We start from the raw sequence: 13,433 nt of genomic DNA, 5'->3' as shown, positions 1-13,433 counted from the left end.
GGAGGCGCCGCGCGGGCGCCTCCCAGTCGAAGCCGACGGCGAGGAAAGCGAAAGAACTTGTTTTCGGGAAAGGAAATTGAGAAGGAAGCCCCTTCATGGCCTCGCCGTGGGCAACGCTATCACTCAGACCGGAATCAAGTCGCGCAGATTTTCGAGGGTGATGACTCGGGAGTCCGGGTGCAGCCCCTCCGGACGTTCGAGACCGATGTACATCACGGGCTCGTCCGGGACCGGCTCGCCGTCCCACAGTTCCACGGCCGTGCTGTCGCCGGACATCAGGCCGATCAGGTACCGCACCGTCAGATGCTCGCGCTCTACGATGGCGCGCACCACCTTGGACACTGACGCCTGGTTCTCCTCGACCCGGTTGGCCGACGAGATGCCCTTCAGATACAGGTGCAGCCACTTCGCGCGCCACCGGCCGTCGTCCTCGCGTCGGAACGCCAGCGGCAGCGCCACCCGGCCCACCCCGCGAAGCTCCGACTTCATCCGCACCGTGCGCGGCTCGAACGGCCGGCCCTTCTGCTCACCGTCGCGCAGCATGAAGCCGAAGAACGACTCTTCGACCTCCTCGAAGCTCTCGCCGGCATAGATGTTGACCTGCGGAACGATGAATGTGCTGCGCACCCGGTCCAGGGACAGGTTGATGAATTCCGAGGCCCCGTCGGGCGCCTCGGTGACATCGCCCGAGTGCTCGCCCCCGACCGCCTTGAGGGAGGTGTAGGAGAGCCAGGAATCGGTGGTGTAGTCGGCGTGGAGAAGCAGCGCCGAGAGGTCGTAGTCGGTCCGATTCTCGGTCTCCTTCCAGTACACGAAGAAGCGCAGCTGTTCGCCGTCGACCGCCGAGACCGAGCCCCGCGGCAGTACGCCGAGTCCGGCAGCGGTCGCCCTGCCACTGAGCGGGAGCGCCACGTCGAGGACGTCGGGGTCGAGCAGCAGTCGGCCCGGAGCAGGGAGCCTGCGGCGCAGCTCGGCGTCGAGGGCGGCGATCAGACGGTCGCGATCGGCGGCCGGGACGGTCGGCCGGTAGTCGGGGGTCACCCAGGCGCGGCCCCTGCGGTTGACGAAGATGCGGGGTTCGTCGGTCTCCCGTTCCCGGTTGTGGAAGTGCTCGCGGACCGAGAGCACGACCCGGCCGGAGACCTCGGGGGCGACCCGTACCGCGGCGTCCACCACTGCGTCCCGCTCCTCCTGGTCGGCGGCGATGCGCAGCAGGAGGTCCAAGGCGCGGAACAGCCGGCCGGGAGCGGACTTCAGCAGCCGCACCGCACCGAGGACGTCGAACTCGTCGAGCAGCTTCTCGACACGACTGTCGAAGGACCGCGCCTCCTTCTCGCCTCGCGCTACGGCGAACACGTCGGCGGCGTGCGGCCAGCGCGGGTACTCGTGCGGGTGAAGACGCTCGCCGAGCCGCTTGAAAGGCTCGCGGTGCGCGTGCACATCCGCCAGCTTGGCGGGGTTCGCCGCGACCACGGCGTCGAGGCCCGCCAGCAGCGCACGGCGGGTCGGCCGCGAGAGCGCCCGAAACCGGGTCGGCTCCTGCAGCGTCACGTCGCCGCCCGACAGTGCGCAGGCCAGCCGCAGCACATCGATGACGGTGTCCAGAAGGAGGTCCGCGCCGACAGCGAGACGGGCCTCGTTGACGACCGCCCGGTTCTCCCGGACAGGGATCGACTCCGGCTGGGGGCCGAGCGCGCACCGCTCGGCGAGGGCCTTGAGGTCGCGCAGGTGTTCCTCGCCCAGTGGCGTCGTACTGCCCGCCAAGGCCAGGTACAGGTCAGTGAGTTCGTCGTCCAGGTCCCGCCCGAGGTGCAGGATGGTCACCCGGTCGCCCGCAGAGGCGATCAGCTCGTCCTGCGCCGCGAGCATCTCCTCGTAGGTGTGCTGGTAGCGGCCGTACGTGGGGAGGCTGAGCAGGTCCAGCACCCCGTGCGCCAACTGCGTCAGCACGTTCTCGCGCGACTTGTCGTCGCCGAGCGCCTTCGTCACACACCGCATCCAGAACTCTTCGGTGTCCGGCACGTTCGCTGGGAAGTCGATGAAGTACGAGTTGTGCCGGACGTGGTCGCCCACCATCTCGCTCACGGTGCGCAGCGTCCGCTTGGCGGTGTGCACGACCGCTGCTTCGGACAGCCCCGACAGCCGCTCCAGCAGCTCCGCCGAGAGTTTGAAGCCCACGGATGTCAGCACCGCGTCGAACTGCCGTGCGGCGGTGGCTCCTTCCCCGGCGGAGCCCTGGGGGGAGGAAACGCGGTGGGTGTGCCGGATGACCAGCGATTCGAGACTGTGCGCCATTCGGGGATGATCGCAGAGGTGTGCGAGTCGGCGCACGGGAGTTTTCTTGTACGCGCTTCGACGCCGTGCTGTGGGGCTGACGGTGTGCGACGTACTGGTTCGGTCGGATCTGTTCCGAGCGGGTTTCGCCGACGCCGCGGGTGGCGTCACTGGGCGTCGGCGGCGAATTGGTCGTGCCCAGCACGGTGAGCAGGGCGAGTTTCTCGTGGCTTTCCGTGCCCGGGGTGGCGGTGAATATCAGTAGCGACTGGCCCTGGTCCGGCTCCAGCAGGAGTTGGCAGTAGAGGTCCAGCTGTCCGACCTGAGGATGGACGAAGTCAACCTGCCCACGTCGTGGCGTGCAGGCTCACGACCGCGACCAGGGGGATGGCGACCGAGCTGAGCGAGGAGCCCCAGGTCATCGCTGGCCTGGCCCGTCCAGTAGAGGCGGAAGTCGCGGCGGCGCCACAGACTCGAGTCTGCGCTGGATGTCATGCCAGGCCGTCCACCGTCATCTCGGGCGGTGTGCCGTGGGCGAAGGGCGTGAAGTGCGCGGGGGTGTGGTCGACGGGCAGGTCGGGACGCCAGGCCGTGAGGATTTGTGCGCTGCACACGAACAGGTCGTCGGGAAGATGATCGAGGGGATGCCAGGCCCAGTCGCCCACGCTCTCGTTCGGCTGCGTGGCCGGCTGTCCCCGCCAGGCGTGAACGAGCGCGCTCACGGTGACCCGCAGGACATCTTCGACGCGGTCGACGAGCGTTCCCAGGAGCCTGACGTCGCCAGGGCGGGCGATCAGACCGGTCTCCTCACCGAGTTCGCGGACCACCGCTGCTTCGAAGGACTCCCCGGGCTCGACGGTTCCCCCGGGCAGTTCGATGGTGCCGTGCCGATGGCGGCCCAGAAGCAGCCCCTGCTCGCCGAGGAGGATCGCGGCGACACCGACGGCCGCGTGCGGCACGGGTGGCTTGGCGGTGCGGGGGCGGCTGGAAACTCGTGCACGCCGGTCGGGCAGGCGGCGGGCCCGGATGAGCTGCTGGACCACCGGGGCGCTCTCATCGGGGTGGTGAAACAGGTCGATGGCCTCGACGCGAAAGCTGTATTCGGTGAGCAGGTCCTCCCACAACTGCGGCGCTAGGACCCACATCTGGGTCGGCAGGGGCGGATCGTCACGCAGCAAGATCGTCTGTTCGCGGGGTGCCACCTCCGTGGACGGGCCGCGGCCGTGCAGGTCGGTGTGCAGGAGCGAGAGGATCAGCGGCGCGCCGGGGCGCAGGCCCTCGCGCAGGGCGGGCAGCGCACGGTGTGGGTCGATGAACGCCAAGGTGCCGATGGCGTACGCGGCGTCGAACGGCTCGGCCTCGGCGAGGTACTCGGCCACATCTCCGTGCGCGAATTCCACACCCGGAACCTCCGCGTGCGCGGAGGCGGCGCGTTCGTGCTGGGTCGGCGACAGCTCGATCCCGGTGACGCGCGCGCCGTGGGCCTGGGCGAGATGCACGGCGTGGTGGCCGGCCCCGGAGCCGATGTCCAGGACACGCCGGCCGGTGATCTCGCCGAGGACTTCAGCACCCGGTCCGACCCCCTCCCAGGGCGTCCAGGCCAGGTGGTCGGGGAGGGGCGGCATGTAGGCGCGGGCCAGCTGGCGCCTCCCGTAGACGGTCCAGGCTTGGGTGTTGATGTCTTCGGCGGGCACGTTTTCTCCTCGGTGGGCAGCGCGATGTGGATCAGGTGTGCGTGATGAGGTAGGTGGGGCCTTCGCCGTGCCGGGCTCGTTCGATGCGTCGAGACGGGCGAAGGCCCGGGGCGCCATCAACTCCTGCCAGCCGGCGAGGTCGTGGACGGCCCACATGTCGTGCTCCGCGGGATCGAGGCGGATCCGACGGAGCTGTGCGGCGGTGAGGCGCCCTCCGTCGACGACGGCGGCTTCCATGTCTTCGCGGTGGCCGGCGGGCAGGTGCCAGGTCGACGGTGCGAAGGTGCTGCTCGGGTGGCGTCTGCCCAACAGAACGGCACCGTCCTGGACGAGGACGAGGTGGGCGCCGATGATGCTGCGGCTGCGGTGATCGCGGGGCTCGCGGACCTCCACGACGGGGAGCGTGCCGTCGTGGCTGCCACGGGGTTCGGAAGCGTTGTGGTGGGTGTGGGGGACCGCGGTGGTGCCGGGTCCATGGTCATCTCCGCGGTCTTTTTTGATGCGGGTCCAGCGCAGCTGGATTCCCTAGCGCAGTTCGATCTCGTGCACGGGAGTGTTCAGCGTGCCGAGGCACGGTGCGCAGGGCGTTGTCGACCGCGGGGGTGCGGATGGGGTCGGCGTCGGCGCGCTGGTCGATCAGCCGGTGGCGCAGGGCGCTCGTCTCGTCGAGTTCGGTGGTGGGAGGTGTCGTCGCGGCGGCCCTTTCGGTGGATCGGGTCATGCGGGGTCCGCGGCGGTGGGTGCGGCGGGTTTCGGGATGCTGGCGTTGGGGGCGTACTGGGCTGCCTGCGCGTCGAACATGGCTGCGTACCGCCCCTGTGCGGCGATGAGTTCGTCGTGGGTGCCGTGTTCGGCGAGGCGCCCGTGAGTGAGGACGTAGATGCGGTCGGCGTGGCGGACGCCGGACATGCGGTGAGTGACAAGGACGACGGCCCGGTTCGGAGCGGCGAGACGGCGGATACGGTCGAAGGCTTCGATCTCGGCTTCGGGGTCCAGGGCGGAGGTGGGCTCGTCGACGATGAGGACGCTGTCCGCCTGCGATGTCGAGCTACGCCAGTGCGTGCGGGCGAGACCCACTTTCTGCCATTCCCCGCCGGACAGTTCGATGGCACCGCGGAACATGCGGGCCAGCAGACTCCGCAGGCCGGCGGGGAGTTTGGCGATGACCGGGCCCGCTCCGGCGTAGTCGACGGAGGGCTGCAGATCCTGCGGTGTGGCGGCGTGGGCGGGGCGGCCGAGGCGGATGTTCAGCGCGGCGGTCACGGGCCAGCGCTGGAAATCCTGGGTGAGCAGGGAGACGCGCTCGAAGACCTGGGAGCGGTCGAGGTCGCTGATGTCCGCCTCGCCCCAGCGCAAGGTGCCGGCCTGGGGCAGCAGCATGCCCGACAGGATCTTCATCAGCGTGCTCTTGCCGGAGCCGTTCTCGCCCACCACGGCGGTGACGGAGCCCATCGGCAGGGTGAGCGACACCTGGTCCAGGGCAGCTGCGTCACGGTCTGGGTAGCGATAGGTGATGCGGTCGAGGACGATCTCCTTGATCTCTTCGGGGACCGGATCGCCGCCCTCGGGGATGGTGCGCTGCGCGGCTTGGGCCAGGAACCGGCCGTGGTCGCGGACGTACAGGGACTCCTCGTGCAACTGGTTGATGTTCATCACCAGTCCGCCCAGACTCGTCGACCCGGTCCGCACCGCGATCACAGCGGTGCCGGCGATGGCGAGGCTCATGTGCCCGGCCAGGATCAGCCAGAACATGGCCCCGTACGTCGCGGCCATGGCCAGGCCGGACAGCGCGGAGGCGACCCACTCCGTCAGGGCCTTGCTGGAGGCGAGGCGTTCCTGTTCGGCCTCGGCGCTCTCGGCCATGCGCTGATAGCGGCTGAGGAGGAAGGCGCCGACGGCGTGAATGCGGACCTCCTGGGCGGCGCTGCGCTCGGTGAGCAGGTTGCCGATGAGGCGGCTGGCCCGCACGTGCTCGATCCAGCTCATCACCGACACGTACCGTTCCTGAGCCACGCGCATGGCGCCCCAGCCGCGCGGGGCGGCGATGAGGATCAGCATGGGCAGCAAAACGGGGTGGAGGACTGCGAGTACGCCGGCGGTGGTGATCAGGGAGATGAGGCCGTTCAGCGCGGCGACACAGGCACCGATCATGCGGCGGGCGGAGCCCGGACCGTACTGGGCAACGTCGACGAGCCGGCGGAAGTCGGGGTCGTCGATGGCTTCCAACTCGACACTTGCGGCGGCGGCCAGGTACTGGGTGGTGGCGATCCGCTCGACCATCGGCTCCAGGCGCCCGGCGCGAGAGGTCGACCACGCGGAGAGGGCGGAGTTGACCACTCCGATGGCGGCGGCGGCGAGCAGTCCGGGCAGCAGCGCGTGCAGCCGCTGGGCGGCGTCGCCACTCCCGGCGAGCAGGGCATGCATGACGGCGTTGATGGCGAGCAGGCTGACGGCCGCGGCGACGCCCTGGCCGATCTCGCTGACCACCACGGCGAGCAACGCCCGCCGGTCGGCGCTCCACGCCATGCGCAGGGCGGCGCCGACGAGGGCCGGCATGGAGCGCAGCGCGGACATCATGGTCAGGTCCAGGCCCGCGTGCTCGTGGTGGGACCAGCCCATGTCGTAGCGCAGCGGACCGCCGAACAGCTCCTGTTCGGCGTCGGAGACCTGGGGTTCGGCCATCTTCACCGGTCCGAAGAACCTCTTCACCGGGCGCCTCCTGAGGTGGGCCAGTTCAGTGCCCGGTACGACGGGCCGTGGGTGAGCATGTGGAAGATGGCGACGGTGTAGGGGTGGCAGTCCGGCGGGGGTTTCTCCATGGGCACCCAGAACAGCCCTTCGTGCTTGTCCGGCTCGGCGTTGTGCGGTTCGCCGGTCCAGGACTGGGTGACGAACACGGCGGTGATCCGATCCGTGCCCCCGGGCTCGTGGTGGTGGACGAGGCCGCCGAACTCCTGCTGGTCGGCGCTGATACGGACACCGGTCTCTTCCTCCGCTTCGCGCCGTGCCGCGCGGTCCAGTGGTTCGCCTGCCTCCAGATGTCCTCCGACAACGGTGAGCTGTCCTGGCGCCAGGTCCGAGTCGGGTCTGCGGCGTACGCACAGGACGGCGCCGTTCGCCCGGAGCAGGATCTGGGCCACGTCCGCGATCAGCGGGTGAGGAGCTTTATTCAACGCCGTCCCTCCTGCATCAGTCGCTCGACGGTGGCCCGGCCGCGCGCGGTCACGAATGCCTCGCTGCACCGGGGGCCGTACGCGAGAGCGCTCGCCGCGTCGGCTGCGGCGAACTTCCCAAGCGCGCATTCCTCGGCATCGGACAGCAGCGTGCTCACGACGCGGCGCGACATATCGGATTCGCCGGTGGCGAGTTGGTCACCGGCCTGCGCGATGTGCTTGTCCAGCCCGGACTGTGCGTTCTCGACAACCTGCGCGGCCTCGACCTGCGCTTGGAGGCCGGGTAGAGCCTCGTGAAAGCGGCGCAGGAGTTGGCCGGCGTGCCGGTGGGCGGCGCGGCGGCACGCCGGTGGCTCCTCTCCCTTCAGCGGTTCGCCGTCCACCGCGGTGAGGATCAGGGCGAGCAGGTCGGCGGAGCTGTCCTTCAGAGCGGGGGCGTTGCCGTGACCGGGGTGGGGGATCGCTTCGCGGTAGGCGCGGGTCTCCCGGGTAGACAGGACAGGCTTGGGCGCCACGTTCAGGTAGTGGTCGCCGGTACGTTCGATCACCTTCCACACCGGGGAGTTCTCTCGGGGGTACGAGGCGTCCTGCGCGGGCTTGAGGGGGCTCAGGAGCGTTTGCCTCCAGGAGGCGAGGGGCGCCGGGAGACGTGTGGAGTCCGTCATGCCAGGTACCTCGTATCCGGTCGTGCTCCGTCGGAGAGGAAGACGGCGCAGTCGGTGGCAGGGCGGGCGGTGGTGTCCGAGGAGACAGCGGTGTTTTCGAACGCAGGATGAACGAGCGCAGTGCGGTGTACGGGATGCATAGGGGCTCCTCGGGGTGAGATGCGGACAGGTGATCGGGTAACGGGGGCTTTCCTGTCGCCGTCACGGGTGCGCGAGGGCGAAATCTAGAACCTGATTTCGAATATCCGGGTCTCTCCGTGTGCGGCCAAGGGCGGTGTGCTGTGACGCTGTGTTCGATCACTCGTGTGGGTTCCGGTACCTCCTGTGGGGGATTGTCAGGCGCGGGCGTGGTCATCGCAGGGGCCAGTTCCGGGCGCAGATCGACGGCGTGGCGCAGGAAGTTGTGCTTCGAGTGGTAGGTGTGCTCGGTGGCCCACCCGCGGGAGGAGAGGCGGCCGCGGAGTCAGTCGTTGATGCGTTCCATTTCGTGCGGCACCTCGTCCTGGTCATGGCCGAGGACGCTGCGCGAGCGGAGGTACTCCAACTCGCGCTGGGAGAGCACCAGTTCGGGTGCTGCCACGGGCGAGCGGCGGTCGAGGAAGGTGCCGTGGACGTGGCCGGTGCGCAGCGGCTCGCACTGGATGTCGTAGCGGACGCGTGGGAAGGGCGGCATGGCCCGGACCTGGAGGTCCCGTTCTTCGCTTGTGTCGCTGTCGAGAAGCGAGCGCTCATGGAAGGCTGATGCCGCTGTGGTCAGTTGTCGTGGCTTCGGGTCGCTGCCTGCGCACATCCCCACTCCCGGAGGCGGCGACCGAAGGCGGACATGTCTGCGGTCCCGGTCCCCGAGCGACTGAGGTTTTCTCAACGAGATGATCTCGTGCGGTGACGCGGCCCAGGGGATTGCGCGAGCGGCGATGAATCCTGCGGCGTCCGGCGGTCGTACTGTCGAACCCGTTACCGAGGAGGGCTTCTGATGCGCGGGGTGATGTATGCGATGGGCGTCTCGCTCGACGACTCCATGCTCGAGTGGGCCGCGATCTGGAAGCCGCTCCCCAAGGTGATGTTCTCCGCCACGCTGTCGGCTGTGCAGGGCCATGCCCGCCTGGCCTCCGGCGGCCTGGCGGAGGAGATCGAGCGGTTGCGAGCAGAGCCGGGAGAGGGCGACATCGCGATGGGCGACGCGACTCTCGCCGCCGAGGCTGCCGCGTTGGGTCTGATCGACGAGTACCGGGCCAGGGTCTACCCGGTGCTGGTTGGCGGTGGCATCCCGTTCTTTCCCCAGCACGGGCGCCGGGTGGATCTCGAACTCGTGGAGACCCGCACCTTCAGATCGAGAGTCGTCCACCCGCGCTACCGCGTGGCGCGCTAGTGTCCTGCGCCCGAGACGCGTCGGCAGATGCGTGCGAGGGAGTCGCTGGGACCGGTCCAGGGCCTGGATCTACGACCTTTCGTCCACCGGCAGGACCACAGCACCTTCGGGCGGGTAGAAGTACAGGCCGACGTCGTAGTCGACCCCTTCCACGAACAGCGGCGTCCGTCGACGACTTGAACGTGTCCCTCGGATGCGGCTTGAGCTGGAACTGCCGCCAGATCCGGCCGACCGTAGACTTCGACAGACCACTGTGCTGCGCCATCGACGTGCGCGACGAGTGGGCGGCGTTCTTCGGGAGCTGTTCCAGCGTGGTGACCACGACCGCTTCCCCCTGATGGACACCGAGGGTGGACGGCCGACCCGGCCTGGGCTCGTCGATCAGCCGTCCAGCCGCTCGGCGACAACCCGTCGTCGCCACTCGCGGACCGTGTCCGCGGTCACCCGCGGATCCCGGGCGACCGCCGCGATCAGCGGTACTTCGGATTCCCGTTCCCACGGGCGGGCGTACCCGTGCCGCGCCAGCAGCTCCTCGGCCCGAGAGATACCCCCGCCTCCTGGGCGATGCGCGTCAGCAGACCGTACTACCGACCAGGAGAGACACCGCGTGAGCCTGGCCTATGCCATGTGGCGGATCCGCCGTGGGTGCCAGCCCGGTCGCGGTACGGCTTCGAGCAGGGCCTGCGTGTAGGGGTGCTGCGGTGTGGTCAGGACGCGGGTGACGGGGCCCTCCTCGACGACGCGGCCGGTCCGCATGACCACCGCCGCCTGACAGAGCTGCCGTACGACGGCAAGGTCATGGGTGACGAAGACCAGGGTCGTGCCGCAGCGTTCACGCAGGTCGGTCAGGAGGTTGAGGATCTGGGCCTGGACGGAGACGTCGAGGGCGGCGACCGCTTCGTCGAGGAGCAGGATGTCGGGTTCCACGGCCAGAGCGCGGGCGATCGCGGCGCGCTGGCGCTGGCCGCCGGACAGGTGGGCGGGGCGGGCGCCGGCCTGGTCGGGCAGGCCGACCGTGTCCAGGAGTTCGGCGACGCGGTCGGCCGTGGCCGAGCCATGGCCCAAACGGCGGCCGTGCAGGCGCAGCAGTTCGGCCAACCCGGCTCCGATGGTCTGGCGGGGGTCGAGGCAGGAGTACGGGTCCTGGTGCACGATCTGGACGGTCGCCGCCCGGGCCAGGCGCGCCGTGCGCCCCCTGGGCCGTTCGTGGACCGGCTTGCCGTGCAGGAGGATGTGGCCTGCGGTCGGCTGTTCCAGGCCGGCGACGAGACGGACCACCGTCGACTTCCCGGCGCCGGATTCACCGACCAGGGCCAAGGTCTCGCCCCGGCGGACCTGGAAACTGATGTCCTCGCAGGCGGTGACCTCGCCGTGGCGGCTGGGGTAGCGCTTGGAGAGGCCCGTGACCTCGAGCAGGGCGGTCACACTTCCTCCTTCGTACGGTCGAGGTCGCCGGCGAGTTCGTCGGCGCGGTGACAGGCGACGGCGCCGTCCAAGTCCGGCAGCAGCGGCGGGCGTTCCACGCGGCAGCGGTCCTCGGAGAAGGCGCAGCGCGGGGCGAAGGGGCAGCCCTGGTGGGACTCGTAAGCCGCTGCCGGCCGCCCGGGGATGACGGGCAGACGGGCGCCGGGCGCACCCAGGCCGGGCCGGGCGGCCAGCAGTCCGGCCGTGTAGGGGTGCCGGCGGCCGGAGTGCAGGGCGGCGGCGGGGCGTTGCTCGACGATGGTGCCCGCGTACATGACGGCGATGCGGTCGCAGACCGCAGTGGCCAGTTCCAGGTCGTGGGTGACGAAGAGCAGGGCGAGGTTCCGCTCGTGGCGCTGTTCGTCGAGGATCGCCATGACGTCCTGCTGAGTGGTGACGTCGAGGGCGGTGGTGGGTTCGTCCGCGAGCAGCAGGCGCGGGGCGGTGATGAGGGCGGAGGCGATCATCATGCGCTGGAGCAGGCCACCGGAGAGCTGGTGGGGGTACTGGTCGAGGCGGCGCGGGCCGTCCGGGATGCCGATCTCGGCCAGCAGTGGTATCAGCCGTTCCTCCGCCTGGGCCCGGTTCAGGCCCTGGTGGCAGACGAGGGGCTCGGTGAGGAAGTCGCCGAGAGTGCGGACCGGGTTGATGTGGGCGCGGGGGTTCTGGAAGATCATCGCCGCGTCGTGGGAGAGGTAGCGGGTGAGCAGGGCCCGGTTCATCGCGCGGACGTCATGGCCTTCGAAGGCGACCGTGCCGCGCGAACGCGCGCCCTGCGGCAGCAGTTTGATGACCGCACGTGAGGTGAGCGACTTTCCGGAGCCGGATTCTCCGACCAGGCCGAGCGCCTCGCCGGGCGCGAGGTCGAAGGAGGCGTCGCGGACGAGGGTGCGCGGTGCCTGACGGGGGCGGTGCAGGTCGATGCCGAGGTGCTCGACCCGTAGCAGAGGCGGAACGGCGGTCATCGCAGGGCCCCCTGGTGGCTGCGGGCGATCATCGTGTCCCCGAGGAGGTTGAACACGACGACCGTGAGGACGATCAGGCCACCGGCCATCAGGCTCTGCCCGGGCGCACCGGCGAGCAGCGAGGACTGCCCCTCCGACACCGTCAACCCCCAGTCGGAGGTGGGCGGTTGGACGCCGAGCCCGAGGAAGGACACCCCGGCGAGGTCGATCAGCGCCGAGCCGAACGCGGCGGTGGCCTGGGCGACGACGAAGGGCGCGAGGTTGGGCAGCAGGTGGCGCAGGTTGATCCGCCAGGCCGACATCCCGGCGGCCTCCAGGGCAGCGACGTAAGGGAGCCGGCGTTCGCGCACCGCCACTCCGCGCACGATGCGTGTCATGTACGGCAGGTAGGCGATCGCCAGGGCCACCACGGGTGCGGTCAGTCCGGGGCCGAGGACGGCGACGGTGAGGACCGCCAGGAGCAGGCCGGGGAAGGCGAAGAGGACGTCGTTGATCCGGCTGACGATCCGGTCGAGGCGGCCGCCCCGCCAGGCGCACAGCAGCGCGAGGCCGACGCCGCCCACGGTGGCGCCGGTGATGACGAGGGCCGGGCCGAGCAGGCTGATCCGGGCGCCGTACAGCAGGCGGGAGTACAGGTCGCGGCCGAGGGCGTCGGTGCCGAGCCAGTGTGCGGCGGACGGGTCCTGACTGGCGGCGGCCATGTCCACGGCGTCCGGCCGGTGCGTGGCGAGGACCGGGGCGAGCACGGCGAGCGCCACGAGGAGTGCGGCCACCGTGGCCAGCAGCGTCGTGGACGGGGCGAGGCGGCGCAGCGGCAGACGCAGGGAGAGCACGCGGGTGCCGAGTCGCACGGAGGACGCGTCGCTCATCGGGAGCCCACCGCCCGGATTCTCGGGTCCAGGGCCGCTTGCAAGGCGTCGGTGGCGGCGTTGACGACGATGAAGACCACGACCATGAGCAGGCCGACGGCCTGGACGACGGGGGTGTCCTTCTGGGCCACGGCGGCCACCAGGGTCGCGCCGAGGCCGCTCAGGCCGAATGCCTGCTCGACGACGACGTCCGCGGCGATCAGCCCGCCGACGGTCAGGCCGGCGGCGGTAGTGATGGGGATCATGGCGTTGCGCAGGATGTGCCGGCGCAGGATGCGACGCGTGGGCAGGGCCCGGCTGCGCGCGGTCTCGACGTGTTCGCGGTCGGCTTCCTCGCGTACGGCTGCCTTGGTGATCTGGGCGAGGTAGGCGGCCGAGGCGAGCGCGAGGGTGAGGGCGGGCAGGGTCAGGTGCTGGAGGCGGTCGCCGAGGGACGGTCCGCCGCCGCCGAGGGCCGGGAACCAGTGGACCTTCACGGCGAGGAGCGCGACGAGCGCGGAGGCTGCGACGAAGGAGGGCACCGCCAGGCCGACGCCGGTGAGTGCGGTGATGGCCGTGCCCGTACGGCGGGACAGCGCGGCCCAGATGCCGAGCCCCAGACCGGCCACGAGGATCAGCACGGCGGCGTATCCGACGAGCAGCAGGGTGTCGGCGATGCGGGGGCCGATGAGCGAGGAGACGGACTGACGGTATGTCAGCGAGGTGCCGAGGTCGCCCTGGAAGAGGCCGGTCAGCCAGTCCCAGAACCGTGTGAACAGGGGCTGGTCGAGGCCGAGTTGGTGGCGGATGGCGTGCAGGGTGCGTTCGGAGGCGTGCGCTCCGGCCAGGCGGCTGGCGGGGTCGCCGGGGGCCAGGTCCAGCGCGGCGAACAGGGCGAAGGCGGCGGCCAGCACGCTACCGACGGTTCCGATCAGCCGGAGGAGGACCGTGGACGCCGTACGGGCGAGGGGCTTCATGGCG

At 70.3% G+C, this 13,433-nt stretch carries 10 protein-coding genes and 2 pseudogenes; 1 reads left to right on the top strand and 11 read right to left on the bottom strand.

The features are described 5' to 3' along the window. Window positions 1-123: 123 nt before the first annotated feature. From ACIRA5_RS47030 to ACIRA5_RS47000, 7 genes and pseudogenes are all read right to left on the bottom strand, one after another. The gene (locus ACIRA5_RS47030) at window positions 124-2,295 is read right to left on the bottom strand and encodes a hypothetical protein (RefSeq protein ID WP_403702797.1); all 2,172 of its coding nucleotides are present in this window, start codon (window positions 2,293-2,295) and stop codon (window positions 124-126) included. 247 nt (window positions 2,296-2,542) lie between these two features. After that, window positions 2,543-2,587: pseudogene (locus ACIRA5_RS47025) on the bottom strand (hypothetical protein); the annotation flags it as partial. Window positions 2,588-2,765: 178 nt separating this feature from the next. After that, entirely contained in the window at window positions 2,766-3,968 is a 1,203-nt protein-coding gene (locus ACIRA5_RS47020) for a bifunctional class I SAM-dependent methyltransferase/NUDIX hydrolase (RefSeq protein ID WP_403702928.1), read from the bottom strand. Window positions 3,969-4,685: 717 nt separating this feature from the next. Continuing rightward, complete coding sequence (locus ACIRA5_RS47015; RefSeq protein WP_403702794.1) at window positions 4,686-6,677, bottom strand: ABC transporter ATP-binding protein; 1,992 nt, start codon at window positions 6,675-6,677, stop codon at window positions 4,686-4,688. After that, the gene (locus tag ACIRA5_RS47010; RefSeq protein WP_403702791.1) at window positions 6,674-7,141 is read right to left on the bottom strand and encodes an NUDIX domain-containing protein; all 468 of its coding nucleotides are present in this window, start codon (window positions 7,139-7,141) and stop codon (window positions 6,674-6,676) included. The genes ACIRA5_RS47015 and ACIRA5_RS47010 overlap by 4 nt, the downstream gene beginning before the upstream one ends. Continuing rightward, complete coding sequence (locus ACIRA5_RS47005; RefSeq protein ID WP_403702788.1) at window positions 7,138-7,806, bottom strand: aminoglycoside phosphotransferase; 669 nt, start codon at window positions 7,804-7,806, stop codon at window positions 7,138-7,140. Before ACIRA5_RS47005 ends, ACIRA5_RS47010 begins: the two co-directional genes overlap by 4 nt. A 463-nt stretch (window positions 7,807-8,269) precedes the next feature. Next, window positions 8,270-8,479: a hypothetical protein gene (locus ACIRA5_RS47000; protein ID WP_403702785.1), complete on the bottom strand. Its 210-nt coding sequence runs from the start codon at window positions 8,477-8,479 to the stop codon at window positions 8,270-8,272. A 330-nt stretch (window positions 8,480-8,809) separates the two neighbouring features. Between ACIRA5_RS47000 and ACIRA5_RS46995 the strand changes: the two are divergent. After that, window positions 8,810-9,175, top strand: a pseudogene (locus tag ACIRA5_RS46995) (dihydrofolate reductase family protein); the annotation flags it as partial. 618 nt (window positions 9,176-9,793) lie between these two features. Here ACIRA5_RS46995 and ACIRA5_RS46990 read toward each other — a convergent pair. From ACIRA5_RS46990 to ACIRA5_RS46975, 4 genes are read right to left on the bottom strand one after another with little or no spacing between them, the layout of a single operon-like run. Next, window positions 9,794-10,600: an ABC transporter ATP-binding protein gene (locus ACIRA5_RS46990; protein WP_403702782.1), complete on the bottom strand. Its 807-nt coding sequence runs from the start codon at window positions 10,598-10,600 to the stop codon at window positions 9,794-9,796. Continuing rightward, entirely contained in the window at window positions 10,597-11,604 is a 1,008-nt protein-coding gene (locus tag ACIRA5_RS46985; RefSeq protein ID WP_403702779.1) for an ABC transporter ATP-binding protein, read from the bottom strand. The genes ACIRA5_RS46990 and ACIRA5_RS46985 overlap by 4 nt, the downstream gene beginning before the upstream one ends. After that, window positions 11,601-12,473, bottom strand: a complete 873-nt coding sequence (locus ACIRA5_RS46980) for an ABC transporter permease (RefSeq protein ID WP_403702776.1) — start codon at window positions 12,471-12,473, stop codon at window positions 11,601-11,603. The genes ACIRA5_RS46985 and ACIRA5_RS46980 overlap by 4 nt, the downstream gene beginning before the upstream one ends. After that, window positions 12,470-13,429, bottom strand: coding sequence for an ABC transporter permease (locus tag ACIRA5_RS46975; RefSeq protein WP_403702771.1), 960 nt, complete (start codon window positions 13,427-13,429; stop codon window positions 12,470-12,472). The genes ACIRA5_RS46980 and ACIRA5_RS46975 overlap by 4 nt, the downstream gene beginning before the upstream one ends. Window positions 13,430-13,433 lie beyond the last annotated feature (4 nt).

Source organism: Streptomyces sp. NPDC096311 (assembly GCF_044763085.1).
Taxonomy (GTDB): Bacteria; Actinomycetota; Actinomycetes; order Streptomycetales; family Streptomycetaceae; genus Streptomyces.
The sequence above is the reverse complement of the archived record's forward strand: the minus strand, read 5'-3'. Positions and strand labels throughout refer to the sequence as shown.

What these genes read in the sequence shown, in the direction of transcription:
- ACIRA5_RS46975 (WP_403702771.1), bottom strand. Translation starts at nt 13,429, where the DNA reads ATGAAGCCCCTCGCCCGTACGGCGTCCACGGTCCTCCTCCGGCTGATC.
- ACIRA5_RS46985 (WP_403702779.1), bottom strand. Translation starts at nt 11,604, where the DNA reads ATGACCGCCGTTCCGCCTCTGCTACGGGTCGAGCACCTCGGCATCGAC.
- ACIRA5_RS46980 (WP_403702776.1), bottom strand. Translation starts at nt 12,473, where the DNA reads ATGAGCGACGCGTCCTCCGTGCGACTCGGCACCCGCGTGCTCTCCCTG.
- ACIRA5_RS47030 (WP_403702797.1), bottom strand. Translation starts at nt 2,295, where the DNA reads ATGGCGCACAGTCTCGAATCGCTGGTCATCCGGCACACCCACCGCGTT.
- ACIRA5_RS47000 (WP_403702785.1), bottom strand. Translation starts at nt 8,479, where the DNA reads ATGCCGCCCTTCCCACGCGTCCGCTACGACATCCAGTGCGAGCCGCTG.
- ACIRA5_RS47005 (WP_403702788.1), bottom strand. Translation starts at nt 7,806, where the DNA reads ATGACGGACTCCACACGTCTCCCGGCGCCCCTCGCCTCCTGGAGGCAA.